The following is a 21,973-nucleotide window of genomic DNA, read 5'->3' on the forward strand; positions in this document are numbered from 1 at the left end:
TGGCTGTCCATCAGGCGTCCTCGCAATAGCGGTGATAGCCATACTCAGCCAGGGCGATTTCAGCTCATAATGGATACACCACCGGCCGGCCCCGGGGCTCCCACGGATCCCCGCATAACAGTCTCCCGTTGCGGGGCTCCTTCGGTGCGAAGGTTGCTAGTGACAACCTTCCAGCGCGGGAACAGGTTCGGGCTCAACACCGCGTCCTGTGTGTGTTTGGTGTGGCCTAGCCTGGTGTGGTGTTTACCGATCGGGCGGCGACGGGGATCATCACGGCCATTTCCGCCGGAGACGGTGCAGGAACGGGCTGACGCGCATGGAGAACGTGAGCAGCGGCAGCGTGAACTGCCAGCGGATGTGATGCAAGGCGGCAGCACACCGGACCTGTCCTTGAGCTCGGACTTGGTCGGGAACACACTCGAATCGGCAGTCACCGGCCTTCTCTCGGACACGCCGATCGACGGCGACCTGGACCGACCTAGTCACTCCAATCACCAGACCGCTAATTTGTTAAGTGATCTACCGTATATTTGTAAGGTCACTGTACGAATTTCTGGCCAGTCGGCCTAGAATAGTTGCATGAACGGCCAAGTCGCACGCATCGCATCACAGCAGCTCGAGGAGCTTGCCCAACACCTGCGGATCGTCATGGTGGGAGGCCCGCGCCAGGCGGGCAAGACAACCCTGCTCAAGCAGTACCTGGCCGACCACACCGGCAGTTACCGCTCCCTCGATCAACACGCCTTGCGCCAAGCCGCCGAAGATGACCCCGCCGCATTCGTCAACGCGAGGACACGCCCCCGAATCATCGACGAAGTCCAGCTCGGCGGGGATGCGCTCATCCGGGAAATCAAGACCGCCGTCGACAATGACCCCCGACCCGGCGGCTTCATCCTCTCCGGTTCGAGCCGATTCCTCGACATCCCGACCCTGTCCGAGTCGCTCGCAGGCCGGATCGCGTTCATCGAACTGTGGCCGCTCAGCATGTCCGAACGCACCGGCTCGACCGCCGACCCGATCACGGACCTCTTCGGCGACCCGACGGCCCTCATCAGTCAGAAGTCCACGTGGAACCGAACGGACTACCTCGAACTCATGGCCCTCGGCGGGTACCCCGAAGTTGTCGGCATCGGATCCGACCTGGCACGGGCAGCCTGGTTCGACGGATACCTCTCGACGGTGATCAACCGCGACATTCAGAGCTTCGCCGAGATCGCCCACAGCCGCGCCGTAGCACAGTTGCTCGCCCATATCGCGTACCGCGCGGGCAGCCTCGCTGTCGTCTCGGACCTGGCCGACAGCGTAGAACTGGCCAGACAGACCACGAAGAACTACCTCACCTACCTCGACATGGTGTACCTGACAGTGCAGCTTCCCGCCTGGTCGACCAACCGAGTCACCCGCCTGGTCAAGACCTCGAAGCTCTACCTGACCGATTCAGGACTCGCCGCGCACCTGATGGGCGTGCATGCCGACGACCTCGCCGAACCAGGACATCCGCTCACCGGAGCGCTGGTCGAAACCTTCGCGATCACCGAACTGGTCAAAGCGGTGGCGAACAGCCGCATCCGCACCCAGTTGTTCCACGCCCGCACCGGCGACAAGCAAGAAGTCGACGTGATCATGGAAGGCCCGGGAGGAAAACTCGTGGCCATCGAGATCAAGGCATCGACCTCGCCGGGGGCCAACGCGCTGAAAGGCCTGCGCTGGCTCAAGGCCAAGCTCGGCGATCGCCTCCACGCCGGATACCTCCTGCACCTCGGGACCGAGGCGCTCTCACGAGGCGACGGCATCTATGCCCTACCCCTGTCGACCCTGTGGAGCCATCGAACCCTCTGACTTCCCGACTGACGACCGACCCAGATCCGGTTGGCTCGACACCACGCTCAACCAGCAGGTCTGTCAGGGCGTCAACTGTGATGCGCCAGCTGAACTCCAACTCCGTATCGGAGATCGGCACCGCTTGCAACCAGGCCACGGTTCGGCCGCCAGGGACGCCACCGGCAGGTGAGATGTAGTCGGGCCTCTCGGCCAGTCTGCAAAGTCGGGGAGACGCCCCCGGTGGTTCCGGCGAGCCATCGCCGCCGAAGGCCGCCAGCAGGCCCGCATGCTCAGACCCGGCAACGCTGGGTCGAATGACGCCGCCGACCATGTTGTGGTCTTGGCGGCCGCGCTCGCGCAGTTGCCGCGGGTCGGCTACCGGAAACTCATGGTCCGCATCGACGGGGCCGGAGCCACCCACGCCCTCGTGGGCCACCTCGAAGCGTTGAACACCGCGATCCGGCGGGTGGTCTACACCGTCGGGTGGACGATCACCTCCGCCGACGAGGGCGCGATCGCCAAGCTTCCCGAAGCCGCCTGGACGGTCGCCCTCGGACAGGACGGCCAGTCCACTCCCGGCTATGAGGTAGCCGAGCTCACCGACGTGAACACGCGGTCGGGCTGGCCGAAAGGCCTGCGATTGATCGTCCGCCGCTGCCATCCCTCACGCCGCCAGGCGAAGAAGCTGACCGACTTCGAACGCTCAACCGGCTGGGTCTACTCGATCATCGCGACCAACATCGGCTTCAAAGGGCTCAAGGGCGTCCGGGGCAGTCACACCGCCCAGTTCCTCGACGTCCTCCACCGCCACCACGCCGTGGTCGAAGACCGGGTTCGATGCAACAAGGCCATGGGATTGCGCAACCTCCCCTCGCAGTCGTGGCAGGTCAACGCCGCATGGATCCTCGCCGCGAACCTCGCGGCCGACCTCGACGCCTGGACCCGCCTCCTCGGCTGCGCAGGCGAAGCCGAACTCGAAGGAGCCGAACCGGCCTCGATCCGCGCCAAGCTCTACTCGATCGGAGCCAGGCTCACCCGCCACGCCCGGACCCGCACCCTCCGCCTAGCGGCCACCTGGCCCTGGAGCCAAGCGTTCGCCGCCTGCTGGCAGCGCCTCGCGGCCCTTCCCGACCCCGCGACCTGAACCAGCCACCCCGCCCCGCCGACCCGCCGCAGAAAGGAGCAGCAGCGGCCCTGACCAGCACAGGAACACAACTGGCGACTACCGCGACGACACCGCGAACCGACAGGCCCTCACCACGGCAAGGACAAACCGGTACAAGCCAGGCCGACACTCAACCCATAAGAGACACAGAAGAATCGAGGCTATTAGCGGGCCGCAATCTATTGGTGTCCGCATCGCAAGATAAGTCACCTTCATCGCGTTCGCGAATCGAGTCGAGCCAGTTTTCTTGACGGGCGATCAAACGGTCGATACCCAGCTTACCGGTGTTGCGGGGAAACGTCATGCTCGTAATGTTCGGAGCCGTTTCGATGACGTGGAGCAACGTTCCTGTCATGCCGTAGCAATCATCGCTTCCGAACGCCGAAAGCAGCGCGTAGGCTTCTTCATCGGTTACCGGGGTTGAGATACGGAGCAGCAATTCTCCTATTCTTTCTAGGTCCTCCTGGTCATCGTCCTCCGATGGGAACGGGCCGAGCCTAATCAGATCTGCCACTTCACTCCGTATCATCGAGATCCTTCAATCTGGGCTATCCGCTATGCCGCGCCTCTCTTACAAGTCGATCCGTGTACGCGCCTTAGCGAATATTGTGAGACTTCGACAATTCCACTCGAACGGCATCAACTGATCCGCTTCAGTAGATCACGCCATTTGTCGACCCGGTCGAGAGCAAGGTCGATATCAAGGATGTCATCAATCAGTTCGGCGTACTTCGGACCGAAGATGTACGTCGAAAAATTCCAAGGGGTTCTGCAAGGTGAAGACCGGCAGCGGTTCCTCATCCTCCCCCACATCTCAGGAGTGTCGAAGTCACTCTAATCCACAATCGACACTCCAAGAGATTCTGTTTCAAGGCCGACCGTGAATACGTGGTAGATGACTCCTAGAGTGATGTAACCGGGTTGCTCCGCTTCGCTGTGTCGTTTGATTCGCATCGCATACGGTACCCTTCCCACAAGTCACGGCCGACCAGACAATACACCAATCCGACCAAGGCCGTGCTACCAGGCGATCGGGGTGAATTCAGTCTCGAAAATCATTAGCGGCAACCATTCCTCACCCTCGTACTTCGTGAATTCTTCCATCTGAGCACTGAAGGTCATTGCCTCGCCATGAGATCGAATCAGCCCGTGTTCATTGAACGAGGCAGAAGATTGTCTGGCGAATTCCCTGACGTCTTCTCCACCGAAATAGCGCCAGCTGAACACGGTCCCGTAGCCCAAAGCCACCGCCTCGTAGCCGATGACTCTGGGCTTGGGCGAGATCGGAATTGTAGCCGAAGCACGTGGCGACCAATAGACGCCGGAGGGCGGTATCCATCGGTCAGCCACGAGTCCGCTACATGCTTCATGATAGGCCGCCCCCAGTATGCGGCATTCAGGAGGCGCGTGACACCAGTCAGTTACAGCATCGAAGTACTGCGCATACCACATTTCATGGTCAGGATACATGTCAGCCACCGACTCCGAGACGGAGAAGAACCGACCAGTCTTCGACGCCCGGGTCGCCCACTCCTCGCACAGAGAGGTGATGCGATACCCAAGCAGGATCCATCGGTCCAGCAGTAGCGACATGGGCACTCCAAACATTCTAACCGAAATAACAACTCAGTCCGTGACGAGTCATGACTGTAGTCGAGCGTTTTCACTCAGAGGAAGATCAAACCGGAAGCGGTCTTGAACTTGAATTTTCCACCTTCCACTACTCGCTGGATTCCAGGGGTACTCCAACTCGCCGGCTGTTGTCCAGGCGGCGTGGGGTATACTGTTCCGGGACTGCTCGGATTGGTGTTGTCATGCGTATGAGGGCTCGGCACCTCCGCACCTGACTGCGTGTCGTAGTGCGGACGAGATCCCGGTCCGCACACCCGCAGTGCACACTCCCACGGCTTTGGATCGTAAGGATTGGACTGTCGCTGCCATTCAGCATAGTTGACGATCTCACCATTTTGATTGACCTTGAACGTACAGTGAGGGCCTACAGCGTTCGGATTCGGCCGATGTGTAGCTCGCTTGTTGTGTGCAAGCAGATCCGTGTCGCCTGCTACCACTCGGTATGTATGGACGCCTTCGACTGTGAGGTTGTGGGTGTCCGTGTGCTCTTGACGCTGCTCGACCGCAGTGACCTGGACCCAGGTTCCTGCGCTGGTGTGGAGCCAGGAGCCGGCTTCCAGATTGCGGGCCGGCTGCCAGTCTGCGGTGTTCCATCCTTCAGGTCGGTCTTCGGAATCCGTGGTCCAGAACGGGTGGCCCCCGGTTGCGGTGACCTCGGCGTCCCCTTCACCGTCGCCGTCGGTGTCGACGGTGATGTCGACCAGGTCGCGTTCCTGCGACGGGGTGTAGTGGTGCACCAATACCGTCGCCGTGACGGTCTCTCCGGTCACGGCGTCGAAGGCCAGAACTTGGTCGCCGACCTTCAAGTCCTCGATCGCGATCGTCGAAGCGTCAGCTAGCACGACCTCGGTGCCAGGAACGAACGACTTGCGATTGCACGAGGAACCGCTCGGGGAGTTGGAGGTCCCGCCGCCATCGGTGGCATCCGGACCTCTTCGGCCGCCTGGGATGACTTCCATCGCACAGTCTGTCGCTGTACCGGTGGCGCAGGTGTAGGCCGTTCCGGCCACATCCGCGACTCGGCCGACCGGGCCTGGGATCATCGAGGCCACACCCATCGCGCAGTCCATAGCCGCGCCCGAAGCGCAGGTCTGGGCCGTGTCGATCGCTCCGGCACCGATGGCCACGGCACCCGCCGCCAGGGCGATCACCTGGCCGCCCGGCACAAAGGCCGCTACAGTGGCCACCGTTCCGGCTACCGTGGCAATCGTGCCCGCGTTGTCCTTGACCCAGTCGGTGGCCTTGCCCGCCACGTCGGAGACCGTGTTCGCCACCGAATCGACCGCTGACTTGGCCTTGTCCACCAAGCCGCCAAGGAACAAACCAGTTGGGTCCGCGAAGGTCGTCGGATTGTGGTTGGCATATGCATAGCCGTTGATCTGCTGATCGTCGGCCACGTCGATGACCGGGTCGATCGACATGAAGCGGCCGAACAACGCGTCGTAGGATCGGGCCCCGAGTTCGAGCAACCCGGTCGAGTCCTCGACGCCGCCGACCCAGCCCTGCTGGCCGAACCACTCACCTGAGCGCTCGCCGCGCACCATGCCGAACGGGTCGAAGTACCGCACGTTCACATTGGAGTGGCTGACCGCGTTGATAGAATGTGTGGCCGTGCCCTGCGGGTTGACCCCGGTGTAGCGCCACAAGTCACGAGCCACACCAGTCGCCACGGCCACCGTGTGGCCGGCGTGCTGGAAGTACCGGCTGGTGTCCATCGTGTCGGCGACCTTGTCCCACACGACCTCCGTGTCGGGCAAGAACAGCGTCACACTGTCGCCGTCGTCGCGGATCAGTCGCTCCCCGTCAGGGTCGTAGACCATCCGGGTCTGGTCGTCGCCGCTGTTGACGACGGAGTTGTTGCCCTCCGCGTCCCACTCGAAGGTCTGGACATCCCCGCCGACCTCCCGGCTGGTGGTGTTGCCGGCCTCGTCGTAGCCGAACACCGCTCGGGTCCCATCCTGGGAAGTAACCTCGATGGGCGCGTGCGGGCGCGCGCTCCCGGCGGCGGGATAGGAGAACGTGCGCTGTTCATTGCTGTGACCGGTCAGCTGGAGCTTGTCGGAGACACGGTTGCCCGCGGCGTCGTATGCATACGAGTTCCAGTACGGTGCCGGACCGCCGACGGCCGCGGTCTCTCCAGTTGCGGCGCAGGTTGTCTCGCCAGCCTGCGACCAAGCCTCCGTAAGGCGCTGCTGAGCGTCGTAGTCGAAGCACTGGGTCTCCCAGCGCGACTCATTGCCCAGCGGTTTGTCGACCACCGACTTGATGTTCCCGGCGTCATCGTACGTGTAGTTCACGTCGGCCACGTGCGGGTTGGTCGTCTCGTGGCCGAAGACGAACCGCTCCAGCCGCCTAGTGGTCTCTTCGTACTCGAATCCCTGGTAGGCGTACTTCTCGGCCGAGGAACCCAGGCGGCGCGTCTGAATCTCGCCGAACGGCGAGTAGGTGGCGTCGTCGACCAACACGTAGTCGTTGCTTCCCAACGAGGTCAGGATCCAGGTGGGGTTGCCGACGGAGTCGTAGCCGAAGTCGAGGCTCTGGGTGACGCCGATCGATCCGGCCTTCGAGTACCCTCGCGTCCTCATCTGGCCGTTGTCGAAGAACGATTGGTTGGTGTAGTAGGTCCCCGCGAGTGACCCTTCCGAGGCGGGGATCTTCCAGGCGGTGATCTGGGCGCGGCCCGCGGCGTCGTAGTACATGATCGACTCGGTGTAGGCGTTGCCGTCGACCCAGCGCGTCGTGCTGGCCGGGAGTCCCTTGCCGCCGCTGACGGTGTCGAACGTCCACGACGCCAGGAGAGTACCGGTGCCGTCGCGGCGTTCGGTCATCCGCCCGAGCGAGTCATATGTGTACTGGAGGGTCTCGCCTCGCGCGTCGGTGGTGGACTTGGTCTGCCCGGCAGCGTCGTAGACGGTGGTGGTGGTCCCGGCGTCCGGGTCAGTCGCGGACACCTGGCGGCCGCGCAGGTCGTAGTCCCACTCCCAGAGGTTGCCGGCCGGATCGGTCATGGTGGCCAGCTCGCCTGACGGGGTGTAGGTGTAAGCGAGCGTGTCGAACGCGCCGGTCGGCTGGTTGGAGCGGTAGGTGCGGACTTCGACGTTCTGGCCGAGCGCATTCTCGATGGTCGCCTCGGCCGGTGCGCCGTCGGGCGGGGTGACGGTCACCTGGTATCCGTCGGCGGATCCTCCGTAGTCGGTGGTGGTGCGCCACAGCTCGTCGTGTCGGTTGAACTGAATCTCGTCGGTCACGCGTCCGGCTGCGTCGAAGTCAAATTCGACGCGGTTGGCGGAGTCGCCGCGCGCGACGGTGGCGAGGGTGGTCGAGGGCGGGTCGGTGTTGAAGTTCGGTCCGCGGTTCTCCTCGACGCGCCCGTGCGTGTCATACCGCTGCTCGGTGATGACCCGGCCGCCACCGGCGGTGTCGGTCTGAGTCTGGCGCAGCCGCAGCAGGGAGTCGTACAGCTCGATCGAGCTGATGTATGAACCGGCAGTGTTCAATTCCTTCGTCGTGATCGCCGAAGGCCCGTTGTCGCGCAGGTTATAGGTGAACGTCATCGACGCCGACTCGCCACCGGAACGGCTGCGCCCGGGCAGCCACACCGCGGTAGTGCGACCGAAGGAGTCGTAGTCGATCTCGGTGGTGCGGCCGTTGGCGTCGACGATCTCGGTGGCCTGTCCCCAGGCGGGGTCCAGGTGCGTGGTCTCGGTGTGGCCGGCGGGGTTGGTGGTGACGGTCTTGGTCACCGGGCCTGCTCCCGACGGTGTGAACGCGGTGGCGGTGATCCGGCCGAGCGCATCCTCGACGGCGGTGGGGCGGCCGAGCGCGTCGTAGGTGGTCTTCTCCTTGGTCACGTAGGAGGCGGTGCCGCCCTCGGGCCAGGTGTCGAGCACGGTGGTGCGGGTGAGCAGGCCCTCGGTCGGCTCGTCGTTGACGGACGTATGGCCGTCGTAGTAATAGCGGGTACCGGAGAGCACGTCCCCTGGGCGGCTCGGCGAAGTCGAGCAGGGGAGCTTGACTGTCTCGTCGCGGCGGGGAAGGCTGTAGAGATTCGCGGTGGTCGAGTCTGCGTACCAGGTGCGGGTGCAGGTCTCGTCGCCGCTCGCGGCTAGGTCGCCGTGGTCGGTGACGGCGGTTGGCCGACCCAGGCTGTCGTATTCGGTGGAGGTCCGCGAGCGCTGCCAGGTGGTGTCGGTGAGCTCACGCCTGGAGTCCTCGCGGGACGGCGCGGTCAGCCATGCTTCGTAGGCGCCGCCATCGTGGGATTGGGCGGCCCGCTTGGAAGTCCAGTACCGGGTGGTCGAGCCCTCGATGACTTGAGATCCGTTGTAGACGAGCTCTTCGAAGACGCTGCCGGACAAGGCCTTGTGGTCGGTGGCCGTGTTGCCCTCGGCGTCGGTCACCGACACCGAGCGCTTGGTGCCGTCGGGGAGGGGCTGACCGTTCATGCCGCGGTAGTAGCGGGTACGGCTGACCTCCTGCGGCCCGTCGAAGGGGTCGCCGAAACGAGTGGTGACCTGCGCGTAGCCGCGCCATTGGCTGTAGGTCCGCTCGGACTTACGGGTGTGGGCCGAGTCGTCCCAGCCCCAAAGAACACTGGTGCCCCCTCCCGAGGTGGCGTAGTCGTAGAAGGTCATCACCGCGGGCGACTCGGTGACCGGGTCGGTCTCGGTGACCTCGGTGACCACGTACTTGTGGAACCAGTCCTCGACGGTCTCGTCCTGTCCGGGAGGCTTGGACAGGGACGGGTAGCACCGCTTGGTGTTCTCCGATTTGGACGGCAGTGTGTCGCATTCGGGTTCGGAGTAGCCGATGTTGATGACCGCTCCGGTCTCGGTCTTGATCGAGGACATCCGCCAGCGCCACAGCGGGATACGGTCGGCGGCGTCGACTCGGTTGGCGAGGGCGTAGCCCCCGAATTCGAGTTTGGGCAGAGTTATGGTCTCGCCGTCTGCTCGGCCGCTCTGCTGGATGGACTTGAGCCATAGGACGACCTGGTTCTCCGAGCCGTAGCTCTTGAACTCGTGGGTCAGCTTCCACTCGTCGACGGTGCGCCAGGAAGAACCGTCGCGGACCTGCGTGAGGATCTCGGTGAGCTTCTTGGTCTCGAAGAACACCGGGGAGTACTGGGTGGTGCAAGGCGATTCTGCGCAGTGGAGGTCCCAGGGCACCTCAGGCCAAGAGTCCGGTTTGGGATCGCCTTCGGCGTCATAGCAGTCGGTGTCGCACCTGTCGGCGGTGGTGAACACGATCCTGCCGGTGGCCTGGACCGTGGAGTCCCCTTCCCGGAGGCCGTATTCGATGCTGGCCAGGTAGGCCTCGCGGGTGTAGGAGGTCCGGTTGCTCTCGTCGCCGGCTGCGCCGTAGTAGCCGCTCTTGGTGGTGTAGTCGTAGCTGACCATGTTGCCCAGTGGGTCGACGGCCTTGTCGAGCATCCACCGGTAGGCCTGCTTGCAGGAGGAGTCCTTGAACCCGGTGGCGTGACATGATTCTCCGGAGTGGTTGCCGAAGACAGGGACGGTGAGCCTGGAAGAGGACTCGACGCCGAAGTGGTATTGGGCGCTGTCCTCGGTGGTGATCCTCCAGCGTTCGCTCGTGGCGGAGGAAGAGGTCGCTGCGGAGCCGAGCTTCTCAATCTTCCAGGCCGCGCCGTTCTCGGCGAACCACTTGCCGGTGTCGTCGTCCTTCAGGAGGGTGGCGTTGACACCGTTGAGCGAGACGGTGATGTGGTTGGACTGGCCGTCCCAGCACTGGTCGGCCGTGAAGGTCTCCTTGTCGTTGTTCGAGTCGGAGTCGACGTCGTCGGAGCAGGAGGTGTAGGTGCGCTCGATGAAGCCGGGCTCGTAGGACCATCCGTCGCCGACCCAGGATGCCTGGTTGTTGCGACCGGAGGTGCGTCCGTCGTGCACCGCTGAGGAGTAGGAAAGCGACAGTTCGGGCACAGGGCCTTGGGCGGGCGGGACGACGATCGGGATGTCGTAGGTGAAGGCGCCGGTGTTGGAGCCCGCTTCCCAGGTGCCGATCGGATTGAGCTTCGTCGCCGAGTAGTCGCCGCCCTCACCGGTGCCGCCGTCCGCGGTGGCGGAAACCGCCAGCAGCATGGGCTCGGAGTCGGTCGACTCCATGGCCTGGGCGTCTTTGAGCGAGTCACCCTCCAGATCGACGGTGAGGGTGTCGGACCCGGTGTCGTTGACCGATTCGACCGGCACGGCGCCACCGCACTCGGCGCCGTCCGGGGTCTTGGCCGCGCATGGGGGCAGTGCGAAGACTTCGAGGCGGTTCGACCATTCGGCTCCGTAGGCCGCCTCGATCGCCGAGTAGTCGATCTCGACGCCGCCCTTCGGTGCGGCGCCGTTCGGCTCGAGCTGGAGCACTATACCGTTGACGCCCAGTTCGGAGGCCGTACGGTCGTCCAGCACCGTGACTTCGGCCGAGTCGTCGTCCGAGGCGACCTCGACGGCGTCGGCGACGGACTCTACCGGTGCGGGCGGCTGCCACACCTGGCTGGCCGAGGGGTCCTCCCAGTCGACCTCGCCGAGCGGGATCTCGGTGACCTCGACGGGGTCATCGGTCTCGATGTCGTCAGTGGACTGCGCCCAGGCCGGCAGCGGAACGGCGACGAGCAGAGTCGCGCCAAGCAGTGCGGCGGCGGCCCGCGTCGCCGCCCTGTGCAGCCAGGCCAAGGGGTTCGAGGGTGTCCAATCGGGCACGGTCGGTTCGAGGCTGGAGGTCATTCCGGGGTCTCCGATTCCGTTGCGTCGGGGGTGGGCGCTAGATGCGTTCGCCGGAGCGCATCATGTCGGTGATGCGTTCTGGATCGACAGTGGACTGCCAGACCTGGACCCTGTCGACCAGTCCGTTCATGTGCTGCATGAGGTTGCCATTCCCGCGTCCGTATACGCCCAAGTAGAACTTGTCTTCGGCGTTCCACGGCGTGTCGATGGCGTCGGCCTCGGCGGCCTGTTCACCGTCGACGTACATGCGCATCTTGCCGCCGGGGATGTCGACGACCACCGCGACGTGGTACCAGGACTCGCCGAGGTAGCCTCCGGTGGTGATCGGATGCTCTGCGATCATGCTGTGCCATGTGACCGCCCCGGTGGTGTCGGCCGAAGGCATCGCGAACTGAAACCTGCCGCCGTCCTCGTCAGGCTTGTAGTTCAGGTTGAAGCCGACACGGTCCTGGCCGCCCTGCGAGAGGATCGTCTGATAGGGGCCGTCGGGGCTCTCGATCCGGACCCAAGTCGCGATGGTGAAGGACTCGTCGGTGCGCACCACCGGTCCACTGGTCTCCGCCCAACCCGCGCCGTCGAATTGGAGTGCGCTGTCGAAGTTCGGGACTCGGTCGAAGCCCCAGCTGCAGGTCCCATTCGGTATGAGGGTGTGGGTGCCTTCGGCATCGGCAAAGTTCGCGTCGTCCAGACTCCAGTGGCCGAGGCGTTTCACCGACTTGTTCCCGCCGTATACCGCTTCGGCCTGTTCGGTTGTGACGGCACCACGCCAGAGTCGAACGTCGGAGAGTGCTCCGGCGAACTTGCCACCGCCTTCGTTTCCAGAACCGCTGCCACGGCAGCCGATATTGACCTTGCCGAATCCCCGAAGAGGAGGGACGTCGGCCGAGTTGGTGCTCACCAGCTGTCCGTCGACGTAGAGCCTGACCTCGCTGGAGGCGACATCGTAGACGCCGGTGAGGTGAGTCCACCGTTGTGCGGTTGCCGATGCGGGGTCTCGGGCGGTGTCCCATGACGCGTCGCCGGTGTCGTTCTGACCGACGACGGCGAACGCCCATTCGCCGCTACTGGTGAGAAAGAGTTTGAACCTGCTGCCGAGTTCCCAGGTCTCACCCGCGACGGTGTGTTCGGTTCCGGTATCCACCTCGTCGACGCGTGCCCAGGCGCTGAGCGAGAACGACCCGTCAGAGCGGTTCTGGGTGACATCCCCGGCGGTGACGCACGAAGTGCCGTCGAGCTTGATCGCCGACCCGCCGCGACCCCACTGGTCCTCAACGAAGGATCCTCCCGCGGCGGGCAGAGTCATGTCGTTGCCCTGCAGCGAGGAGTCGGTCGAGTCCTTGCGGAACAGCCACTCACCAGAGAGTCCAGCGGGTAGGTCTCCGGCCATGATCTCCTGCACGTCGGCATCAGTCAGGAGCCCCTGCCACATGCCCGCGTGCTGGATAGCGCCTTGGAAGCGACCGAACTGACCGTATGGGGACGTCCGACCAGAGCATCCGATGTTGACCGGCCCGTCGGCGTGCCACGCTTCATGCGTGAACGTGCTGGTCGCCTCGGGTGTGCCGTTGACCCAGAGTTGGGCCGCCTTTGATCCAGGGTCGACAGTGGCGGCCAGGTGCGTCCAGTCCCCGGCGGCCGGCACGGTGGTCGAGGCCGCCCGAACATAGTTGCCCGGCGAACGGGCGTCCTGATCGGTCAGCATCAAGTCCCATTCCGAAGAGACGCCGCGATACCGCAGGGCGAATCCAGTGTTGTTCTCGCCGGACTGGGAGAGCACGGTGCGAATGCTGTCGGGGTCGGTGGTGTCGAGCCGGACCCACGCGGAGACTGTGTACGGCACGTCTGTTCGGATTGCGGCGCCTGCGGACGCGACGCAGTCGGTGCCGTCGAACAGCATCGCCTCACCTGGCGGGGTCGCCGAACCGGAGCCGGTGTATCCGGAGGTGCGACCGACATGCAGGTCGTGCGAGGCACCGGCGCCTTCGGTGCCGGTTTCGGTGTCGACGCCGCCGAGTTCGGCGGCGTCGTCGAGTCCGTCGCCGTCGAGACGCCAGGTCGCCGCTGCGATCGGCGTCACCTTGCGCGGTGCGAAGAAGTCGACCTGCATCCGCTTGGAGGTGTTGCCGGCCTGGTCCTGGGCCCACACGTATAGCCAGGTGTAGCCACCCGAACTGGGCGCGGTCACGGTGATGGTGGTCGTGCCGCTCGAGGAGACCTCATTACGCTGGGCCTCTTCGTTGACGCCGTAGTAGAAGCCGCTCATTCCCGAGTGGGCGTCCGAGGAGGTGAACCTGAAAGTCACCTCGTCTCCGGCCTGCGGGTTCTCAGGGCTGACCAACTCGATCTTCGGCGGAGTCGGTGGAGTCGAGTCGATGCGGAAGTAGCACCATTCGTCGAACCAGTTGTCGCTCCCGCTCTTGTAGTCGTCGAGCGATCGCATCCGCCACCGATATTCGCCGCTGGGGAGTTTCTTGCCCGACGGCACGGTCCAGGACTGGCGCGAGCCCGACTTCTGATTGCGACTGGTCGACCAGGTGCGGACGTTCTTCGACGAGCCCTTCTGCCGGACCTGTATGTAGGCGCCCACCTTGCCGTCGGGGTCGCGCGGGATGCCCGAGAGGGTCGGCTGGACCTCAGAAGTCCACGGCGAGTTCGAGTAGCCCGAGGTGACGCAGGCTTTCCCATTGGTACGCAGCGATATCGGGTTCTGCGCCCGGGAGTTGTAGGTGACGATCAACTCCACCGACTTGTGGTCGATGCGTCGCCAGGCATAAGGGTCGGATTCGTCCGAGGAGCGGACCATGAACGTCATCCAGGACCGGCCCGAGTTCAGCCTCGAATTCAGTTTCGACTTGACCTCCGAGCCGGTGAAGTTGACGTCCCGGTCGGGGTAGCTCGTCCCGCACCCACCCTTGTTCGAGGAGGCCACCGACTTGGTCTGCAAGTGGTCGAGGGTCGCCGACGTGATCGAGTTCCAGGTGGTGGCATTGGACATCTTGCGATCGGCCTCGTACAGCGCCAGATCAGTCGAGCCGCAGCCGCCCGAGTGGGTCTGAGTCATGGAGACCCGCGCGGTTAGGACGTCCTTACCCTTTAGGCCGCCGATGCCGAATCGGACTGCCGAGCGCCATGTACCGCACGCGTCGGGCGAGCAGCCAGACCAGGTGTTGCGGCCGACTCGCATGCCGCCCTTGCGGGGCCAGTCTTTGTCATTGGTCCAAGAGCTGCCCGGTCGGCTCTTGAAGATGTTCGCCCAGGCCAGTCGCTTGCCGGAGAACGGCGGGTCGATGGTGATGGGGAATTCGGCTTCGGGGTCGGACAGCAGGCCCGCATCGGGGGTCACGGTCAGCGTCGAGCCCTCGAGTTCTACGCCGACCTCGGCGTAGAGACCCGGCATGGGGTCGTCCTCACCCAGGTCACTGACCGGTTCTTCCTCTGTAGAGCTGAACGTCGACATCGTGGGCTCGGCCTCGGCGTCGGGATCGAGTGAGGAGTCCCACATGTAAGCCGCGGGGGCGGCGAACACGACCTCGCCGGCGGCGTCGACTGCGCTGATCGCCCCGGCCTCGTCCTGCGTAACGGTCAACCCGTCGGAGCTGATGCCGATGTCGATCGCTGCGAGCGCCGGGTCGGCCGCCGCCTCAGGCGTTTTGACTACCAGAGCATAGGAGAAGCCGTCAATACCGGACACCACCTGCAGGTCCACGTCCGGCAGCACCTCCGAATAGGTGACGGTGTCCTCGGCGACCAACGGAGCGGGGAGTGGATCGGGCCAGATCAGCGATACTGCCCCGCCTTCAGGCGAGGTCGCGGTGACGAACGGGTCGGTCCCGCCACCGGAGACGGTGATCTCGGAGACCGCAGCGGTGGTGGTGATGGTCCCGTCGGCCGCCACGGTGAAACCGGTGTCTACTTCGACCCACTCGCCGGAAGCGTCGGGGGCCCATGCGGGGACGGTCTCGACCTGTGCGGTCAGGAAGCCCTCGGGGTCGGCGATCACGCGGGTGTCGAAGTCCTGGAGTCCGCTGACCTCGACTCCGATGGAGCACGCCTCGGCCAGCATGAGCGCACCGCCCTCGGTGGGCGATTCCAGGGTGTCGACCGCGGGATCGAGTCCGGTCGTGTCATAAGGGCAGGTCAGGGAGTACGCGGAGACCTCCTCGATCGCATCCAGGGTCGAGTCGACCTGGAACGAGCACCAGGAGGTGTACATGGAGTTGGTGCCGTCGTCGGTACCCGCGCGGGTCCGGAATTCGTACGTCCCGTCCGGCAGAGGCGTCTCGACCTCCCACGCATATGGTGTCTCGGCGGGGGCGGGTGCGCTGACGTGCTCGGCCACCAGGGTGCCCGAGGAGTCGCGGACCCAGTACCGCACGACGGCCTCGCCATCGGATGAGTGTGGGACGGCCGAGAGCATCGGCTGCGTTCCGGCGAGGCGGGCCTCAGCCGGAGCGAGGCAGTTCGTCCCTTCGACGGCCAGCTCCGACGGAACCGAAATCTCTGGTTCGTAGGTCACTGTCATGGTCGCGCTCTCGGCGTCGGCGCGGAACCAGTGCTCGCGGTCGTCCTCGACCGCAGCCCTGAGCCCGAAGGTGATCGAATTGTTTGGAACGTTCGCGTGCCGGTCGACGTGGTAGGTGAGATCAGCCGAGGAGAAGCTCACGTGCCTGGTCGGAAAGGCCTCGGGGCAGCCGCTGGCGCTGTTGGCGCTCTCGACGGTCTGGGTGTCGAGCGGGGCTCCGTGCAGCCAATTGCTCGCGGTGGAGTTCCAGGAGGTTGGCACCGTTCCGGCCGAGATGACGTTGGTCTGCCACAGTTCCAGCGGGTAGGACAGGCAGCCGCCGGTGTGGCGGATGTCGAGCGACATGGTCGCGGAGGTGACCGTCGAGTGGGAGAGCTTTTGAAGGTCGAAGCGGATCATGGACCGCCAGGTCCCGTAGCCCTCTTCACCGGGGGCAACCCAGCCGTTGAATCCCATGCGCAGGCCTCCCGAGCGGGGCCAGACAGCATCGTCCCACCAAGTCGAGTCGGCGTACTGCCCGTCGCCGACGGTAGTCCACGCCCACTGCGGAGCCTCGAACGACGGGTCGATCACCACCGGGAACTCTGTGGCCGGGTCGGCGAGCATGGAGGCATCCGGCACGACGGTGAGCGAGGCGCCCTCGAGCGCAACCGGCATCCGCTCGACCCTGCCCGGATCGCCAGGCGTCTCATCAGAGCCGGAGGCGGTCGCCTCGAGCTGCTCGGCGAAGGCCTGGGTCGGGCCCGCGATCGCGGGCCGCGGGGTGGGTCTGGAGGAGTCCCACATCAGGGCCTGGCCGGCGGCCAGAACGGTTTCGCCCGTCGCCGGATCCGCTGCCGTCACCGCACCAGTTTCGGGATCTTGGGAAACCTCGAGCGTCCCTCCCAGTTCGACCGCAATCTCGGCCAGCGCCGGGTCGGCGGCGGCCTCGGCGGTGAGGACTTCGAGCCGGTACGAGAAACCGGCGCGGCCGGCTTCGACGATCAGGTTGACCCCGTCGAACACGCTCACGTACCGAGCTTCGGCGCCCTCGAGCGTCGGCTCCGGCAGTTCGGTTGGCCACCAAAGGTCGAGCGTCTCCCCCGTCTCAGTGGTCATGCTGGCCAGCGGCTGTGCCGGGCCGCCGCCCGAGACCATCACGTCACCCGGCACCGCGGCAGCGGTGATGAGGCCGTTCTCGTCGACCGCAAGCGTCGGGTCGATATCGACCCAGGACCCGGAATCGTCAATGGTCCACTGGGGAGTCGCGTACAACTCTGCGGTGACATTGCCATCTACTTGGGCGATGAAGCGAGCCGAGGCCTCCCGCATCGTGTCGATTTCAATCGGACGTCCGCAGGCCCCGGCCAGCTCCAGAGCGGTCGCTTCAGAATCGACAGCCCCGTCAGAGTCGGACAGGACGGCACATTCATTGTCGCCAGATAGTGGCTCTTGGGCTGCAATGGGATCGGCGACCATCAGCGAGGCGGCCACGACCGGGATCAGGCCGTAGGCGGCGCCCTGCCGCAACCGGGCCAACATCGGACGAGGGGTTCGGCGAACATCGATGGGGAGTGGGGAATTCGACATCGGGGCATCGCATTCAGTTAGACAGCGGGGGTGGTCTCAAATCCATGAAGGACCCTGACCGTGCGTCACGGTATTGGAACCACTCTGGAGTGTCAAGATGCAGGAGCCCCTGAAAACCATTGAATCAGACAGTTCAGACAAACTTCCCCGAACAGAAATCGGGCATTGGCCACAAGAGTCCCATCGGGACGGAACAGAATGATATGACACCGCAGATCAGGGTGGGAATCCGCGAAGTAGCTGAGACCCTTCGACACAAACCTTCTCAAATTAATGTGACACTGGTCACAAACCGTGCGAGTGCTGACGGCGAGCGAGCGGACGCAGGCTCCTTTGAAGTCATCAACGCGGTCGACGCAGTCAGGTTGGGCGACAACCGACGCGCCCTCCGGTCTTGCTGAATTTCGGGCCTCAGTATCGTTTACAAGAACCGTGGCGCAGCCATGCGTTGGACGGCAACCACATCCCACGCCACAGCGCAAACCGGTTCGCTGACCGCCGCTTCGGCCGCGTCATTCGCTGTCTGACGCCTGACGTTCAGTTCGCAGGTGGCCCAGGGGTCTGTTTGCGTCCTTTGCACCCACGATACCGACCATCATCGCACGTCAGTCGAGTCCGAGCCGGATGCGTTCGGCAACGATGATGCGCTGCTCCACAGGGATCGAATCGTTGTCGAGCGGAGCGGGCCTGGCGTACCCGGTGTCGATGGCCATGCTGTCGACGTCTTTGGCTTCGCTGCGGCGAGCGTAGTGCTCGAACAGGAGAACCTTGTCCTCCTGGATCTCGCGGATGCGCTCGTCGACGCAGTCTTTCGCCAACAGTCGATGCACCTGCACCTTCCGGACCTGCCCCATGCGGTGCGCCCGGGCGATCGCCTGCTGTTCGGTGCTCGGCTTCCACTGCGGCTCGCAGATGACCACCACCGAGGCCGCCTGGATGTTCAATCCGACGCCGCCCGCATCGATCTGGGACAGCAGCGCGGCCGGCCCGTCGACCCGGGTGAACTCGTCGATGAGGTCCTGCCGTGCTCCGACCGCGACCTTGCCGGTGATCGGTCCCACCGCAACCGGGCCGAGGCGCTTCACGGCAGCCTCCAGCACGTCCAAGAAGTACGAGAAGACGATCACCTTCCGCCCTTCGGCCCCGGCCTCCTCGACCAGGTCCGCCAGGCGCTCCAGTTTCTCGGAGCCGGGCATTGCCGAGGCGGCGCGGCGCATCCCCATGAGATTGCGGGCCTGAACCTCGGAGCGGTATCGGTCCTGGGAGGTCTCGTCCAGGCCGACCCAGTCCTCCACTTCGATCTTATCCGGCAGCTCGGTGAGGACGTCCTCTTGGTTGCGCCGCAGGTACACTGGCGCAACCTGGCGGCGGAACGCCTTGGCACCGGCTATGGTCTCTCCCGCGTCGATCCGATCGGCAAGCCGTGGCCGCAAGTAGGAGACCAGGTTCTTGAATTCCTCCACCCGGTTCTCCATCGGCGTACCAGAGAGGAACAGCGTCCGCTGCGAGCGCCGGCTCATCTCGGATACCGCCCCAGACCGCTTCGCCACAGGGTTCTTGACGTAATGCGCCTCGTCGACGACCAGGAGTGCGGGTTCCACATCAGGACGGGCCCTGAACACCTCGAGTCGGATGAGCGTGTCGAATGTCGTGACGGCCACTCCCCCGCGCTTGAGCCACTGCCTTGCCTGCGCCTCACGCGCCGAGGCGGGCCCGTGAAGACTGAAGGAATTGAGGTGGGTGTGGCGCTTGATCTCGGCGATCCAGTTGGCCTGCACGCTGGCCGGACACACCACCAGGAAGCGTCGCTGGCCCTTGGCCGCCAGGTGGGCGCACACCGCGAGCGCTTGGATGGTCTTGCCCAAGCCCATTTCGTCGCCGAGAACGGCTCGCTCCTGATGGATGGCGTACTTGGCACCGAAGAGCTGATACATGCGCAGCGTGGACTTGAGGAGGCTGGCGTCGAAAGGGACCGCCTCGATCTTCTGGCGCAGCTCAGCACTGATGAAGTCTTCGAGCGCTTCGGCATCGGCGGTATCGGAACCGGTGATCTTCGCGACCGCGGTGTTATAGGCGGCCGCGTCTGCCTTGAATTCACGCCACAGCTCCTCGGGGTCGCGCCTGGCCGGATCGCAGCGCGCCAGGGCATCGTCGATGCTTTGGACGAGCGAGCGGGTCTCGAAGCCGTAGACGACGGCTTCAAGCGACACCAGCGCGCTCATGGCTTCGGTCTTGCGCTGCCGTCCCGACCAGAACATGGTCCAGCGGCTGCCGGCGTTCTCGGCTCCTGCCAGCAATGGGAACATCTGATGCTCGTAGCGCCGTACCGGCTCGCGCAGCGCCCCGGCGGCGGCTTCGGCACTGCGTTGGGCTGCGAGGGTGGCGAGTAGACGGGTCTGGCGGGAGTCCTTTCTGTCGGGATCGAAGCGGAACCGAGTCTCGGACGCGATCTTCTGGGCGAGCAGGTCTGCCGCGGCCTTGACCTCTTCGATGGTGCGGGCACCGACTCCGGGGACGCCGAGCATCTGGTGGTGAGAGGCCCCGCGGATCTTGGCTACGGTGTCGTAGCCGGCCTGCTCCAATATGCCGAGCCTGACGTCCCTGCCCACGATCTTGCGGAGGTCGGCGGTCGGGACGTTTGCAAGTTTCGCCCCGGTCTGTTCCCGGTTCAGGACGTCGATCTGGCTACGGACGGCCTGCTGGAGTTGTCCGGGCGCCGCTAGGAGCCATCGGCCACTCGCCGAGATGACGCGTGCTTGCTCCACGACTTTTCTGGCGTGTTCGCCCATCTTGCGCCTGTCGATCGGGGGTGGCGTGGTCTTCATGGTCCTCTGCGCTGGTTCGAAGGGCTGGGGTATGTCCATTATCAGCGGCTACTCGACGGAGTGTCACTGCACCCCTGCGATTCGGTTTCGCTGCCTTGGGAGGATGTTCGGCCTGCGTGGATACTCGGCTTCAGGCGGCGCCACTGACTTTAAAGTGACAGGGTCTTCGGGCGTTTCCTTGTTGCCTTGTCGTCGTTGAACACGATGTGCGATACGGGGACGGTGGCGGTGTGAACGCCGCAGGCCGGGCGAAGCGCGAGGCGGTTCGCCTTGAGGCAGCAGGATTGTTCGAGCGGGGCATCGGCGCGGTCGAGGCAGCCCGGACGCTGGAGGTGTCGACCAAATCGGCCTACCAATGGCATCGGGCATGGGAAGCCGGTGGCCCGGAGGCGTTGGCATCCAAGGGGCCACCGGGCCCGGACTCGCAGCTGGACGATGCGCAGCGACAGGCGCTGGAGCAGGCACTGGAGGCCGGCCCCGAAGCCGCAGGGCTGGGAAATGACCAGCGGTGGACGCTGCTGCGAGTGCGCGAGTTGATCGCATCGAAGTTCGGTGTCTCCTACAGCCTCAAGGGCGTCGCGCTGGTGCTCCACGCCATGGACTGGACGGTCCAGGTCCCCGACGCGAAAGCCTCGGACCGCGACGAGGAAGCGATCACCGCCTGGCGCAAAAAGACCTGGCCGACGGTAAAAGGATCGCGCGCAGGCTGGGCGCGTGGATCTGCTTCATGGACGAGTCCTCGCACACGCTGATACCAGCCCGGTCCCGCACCTGGGGCCGTCGCGGACGCACCCCGGTCATCCGGGTCCGCAAACGCGGTTCGGGCCGGGTCTCACTCGCCGGACTCACCGCCTACCGACCCGGCGGGCCCTCCCGGTTCTTCTACCGGACCATGCCCCACCGCAGGCGCAAGGGCGAGAAGCCCGGCTTTCGCGAACGCGAGTTCGCCCAAATGCTCGACGCCGCCCACCGCGCCCTGGACGCACCGATCGTCCTGGTCTGGGACAACCTCAACGCGCACAAGGCCGACGTTGAGTGAGGCGGAGGTCCTCGACACTGCGTTGAGAAGCCACCTGGTCGATCCGATGCTGCTGCGCGCCGACGACTTCGAGCGGTTTCTGAGCGCCCGCAAGGAGATGCTGCTCGGACTGATCGAGCAGGCCACGGGGAAGCGCTGCTACCGGGACGAGGTCCTGGTCGCCGAGGACGTCGACGACGCCATCGACGACACCGAAGACGAATAACGCCGAACCGGTCAGCCCTGGTTGAGCAGCGGGCTGGGTTCGCCTGACCATACGACCGTCAGCTCGCGACAGGCCCGGGTGAGTGCGACGAACAGCAGGTTCCGCTCGCGTTCGATCGCCTGGGCGTGCGCGACCGGGTCGGTCTGGGCCAGATCGGTGGCGAAGCGACGCGGATAGCGTTTCTCGCCGACTCCGGCGATCACCACGCGGTGGTATTCGGTGCCTTTGAGGCCGTTGATGGTGGTGACGTGGACGGCGTCGTCCTCCGGCACCTCGTCCCGCACCGCGAGCGCGGGGAGTCCGGCTGCCTCGATCGCCTCCACATGCCGCCGGATCGCCTTGCCGTTCGGCATGCAGACGACGATCGAGTTCAGCTCGCTGCCTACCTCCGCCCAGGCGACGACCTGATCGACGACCGCCTCCACCTCCGACTGCTCGTCAGGCTGGGCCACGAAGCGCGGCTC

Annotated in this window: 11 protein-coding genes; 5 read left to right on the forward strand and 6 right to left on the reverse strand. The window is 64.9% G+C overall.

All coding sequences use genetic code 11. The annotated features are described in order from the left end of the window. Nucleotides 1-579: 579 nt before the first annotated feature. Together L0U85_RS12040 and L0U85_RS12045 are read left to right on the forward strand one after the other, a co-directional pair. Nucleotides 580-1,839, forward strand: coding sequence for an ATP-binding protein (locus L0U85_RS12040; RefSeq protein WP_241378005.1), 1,260 nt, complete (start codon nt 580-582; stop codon nt 1,837-1,839). A 238-nt stretch (nt 1,840-2,077) separates the two neighbouring features. Continuing rightward, nucleotides 2,078-2,965 carry a transposase gene (locus L0U85_RS12045; protein WP_347177429.1) on the forward strand — a complete coding sequence of 296 codons (888 nt, stop codon included), beginning with the start codon at nt 2,078-2,080 and terminating at the stop codon, nt 2,963-2,965. A 151-nt stretch (nt 2,966-3,116) separates the two neighbouring features. On the opposite strand, the gene L0U85_RS12050 is transcribed toward L0U85_RS12045, so the two are convergent. From L0U85_RS12050 to L0U85_RS12070, 5 genes are all read right to left on the reverse strand, one after another. Then, a complete protein-coding gene (locus L0U85_RS12050; RefSeq protein ID WP_241378007.1) occupies nt 3,117-3,500 on the reverse strand; it encodes a hypothetical protein in 384 nt (127 codons plus the stop codon). Between the two features lie 506 nt (nt 3,501-4,006). Continuing rightward, entirely contained in the window at nt 4,007-4,579 is a 573-nt protein-coding gene (locus tag L0U85_RS12055) for a hypothetical protein (RefSeq protein ID WP_241378008.1), read from the reverse strand. A 74-nt stretch (nt 4,580-4,653) separates the two neighbouring features. Continuing rightward, nucleotides 4,654-11,349 carry an RHS repeat-associated core domain-containing protein gene (locus L0U85_RS12060; RefSeq protein ID WP_241378009.1) on the reverse strand — a complete coding sequence of 2,232 codons (6,696 nt, stop codon included), beginning with the start codon at nt 11,347-11,349 and terminating at the stop codon, nt 4,654-4,656. Between the two features lie 37 nt (nt 11,350-11,386). Beyond that, nucleotides 11,387-17,392 (reverse strand): LamG-like jellyroll fold domain-containing protein, encoded by a 6,006-nt coding sequence (locus L0U85_RS12065; RefSeq protein WP_241378010.1) that lies wholly within the window; start codon nt 17,390-17,392, stop codon nt 11,387-11,389. 653 nt (nt 17,393-18,045) lie between these two features. Next, nucleotides 18,046-20,265: a DEAD/DEAH box helicase gene (locus tag L0U85_RS12070; RefSeq protein ID WP_241378011.1), complete on the reverse strand. Its 2,220-nt coding sequence runs from the start codon at nt 20,263-20,265 to the stop codon at nt 18,046-18,048. Nucleotides 20,266-20,495: 230 nt separating this feature from the next. Between L0U85_RS12070 and L0U85_RS21330 the strand changes: the two genes are divergently transcribed. Genes L0U85_RS21330 through L0U85_RS12085 form a run of 3 tightly spaced genes read left to right on the forward strand, consistent with a single transcriptional unit; the run spans nt 20,496 to nt 21,509 of the window. Continuing rightward, nucleotides 20,496-21,017 carry a winged helix-turn-helix domain-containing protein gene (locus tag L0U85_RS21330; RefSeq protein ID WP_241378012.1) on the forward strand — a complete coding sequence of 174 codons (522 nt, stop codon included), beginning with the start codon at nt 20,496-20,498 and terminating at the stop codon, nt 21,015-21,017. Further along, nucleotides 20,993-21,304 carry a transposase gene (locus L0U85_RS12080; protein WP_241378013.1) on the forward strand — a complete coding sequence of 104 codons (312 nt, stop codon included), beginning with the start codon at nt 20,993-20,995 and terminating at the stop codon, nt 21,302-21,304. Before L0U85_RS21330 ends, L0U85_RS12080 begins: the two co-directional genes overlap by 25 nt. Continuing rightward, nucleotides 21,297-21,509 carry a hypothetical protein gene (locus tag L0U85_RS12085; RefSeq protein WP_241378014.1) on the forward strand — a complete coding sequence of 71 codons (213 nt, stop codon included), beginning with the start codon at nt 21,297-21,299 and terminating at the stop codon, nt 21,507-21,509. Before L0U85_RS12080 ends, L0U85_RS12085 begins: the two co-directional genes overlap by 8 nt. 11 nt (nt 21,510-21,520) lie before the next feature. On the opposite strand, the gene L0U85_RS12090 is transcribed toward L0U85_RS12085, so the two are convergent. Beyond that, nucleotides 21,521-21,973, reverse strand: a 453-nt coding sequence (locus L0U85_RS12090; RefSeq protein ID WP_277605717.1) for a 3'-5' exonuclease, incomplete at its 5' end; no start/stop codon positions are given.

Source organism: Glycomyces sp. L485 (genome assembly GCF_022548875.1).
Taxonomy (GTDB): domain Bacteria; phylum Actinomycetota; class Actinomycetes; order Mycobacteriales; family Micromonosporaceae; genus Glycomyces.

Bases quoted from the DNA above. Each gene is read 5' to 3' on its own strand.
- L0U85_RS12040 (WP_241378005.1), top strand. From the start codon at position 580: ATGAACGGCCAAGTCGCACGCATCGCATCACAGCAGCTCGAGGAGCTT.
- L0U85_RS12055 (WP_241378008.1), bottom strand. From the start codon at position 4,579: ATGTCGCTACTGCTGGACCGATGGATCCTGCTTGGGTATCGCATCACC.
- L0U85_RS12060 (WP_241378009.1), bottom strand. From the start codon at position 11,349: ATGACCTCCAGCCTCGAACCGACCGTGCCCGATTGGACACCCTCGAAC.
- L0U85_RS12065 (WP_241378010.1), bottom strand. From the start codon at position 17,392: ATGTTGGCCCGGTTGCGGCAGGGCGCCGCCTACGGCCTGATCCCGGTC.
- L0U85_RS12070 (WP_241378011.1), bottom strand. From the start codon at position 20,265: ATGAAGACCACGCCACCCCCGATCGACAGGCGCAAGATGGGCGAACAC.
- L0U85_RS12080 (WP_241378013.1), top strand. From the start codon at position 20,993: ATGGACGAGTCCTCGCACACGCTGATACCAGCCCGGTCCCGCACCTGG.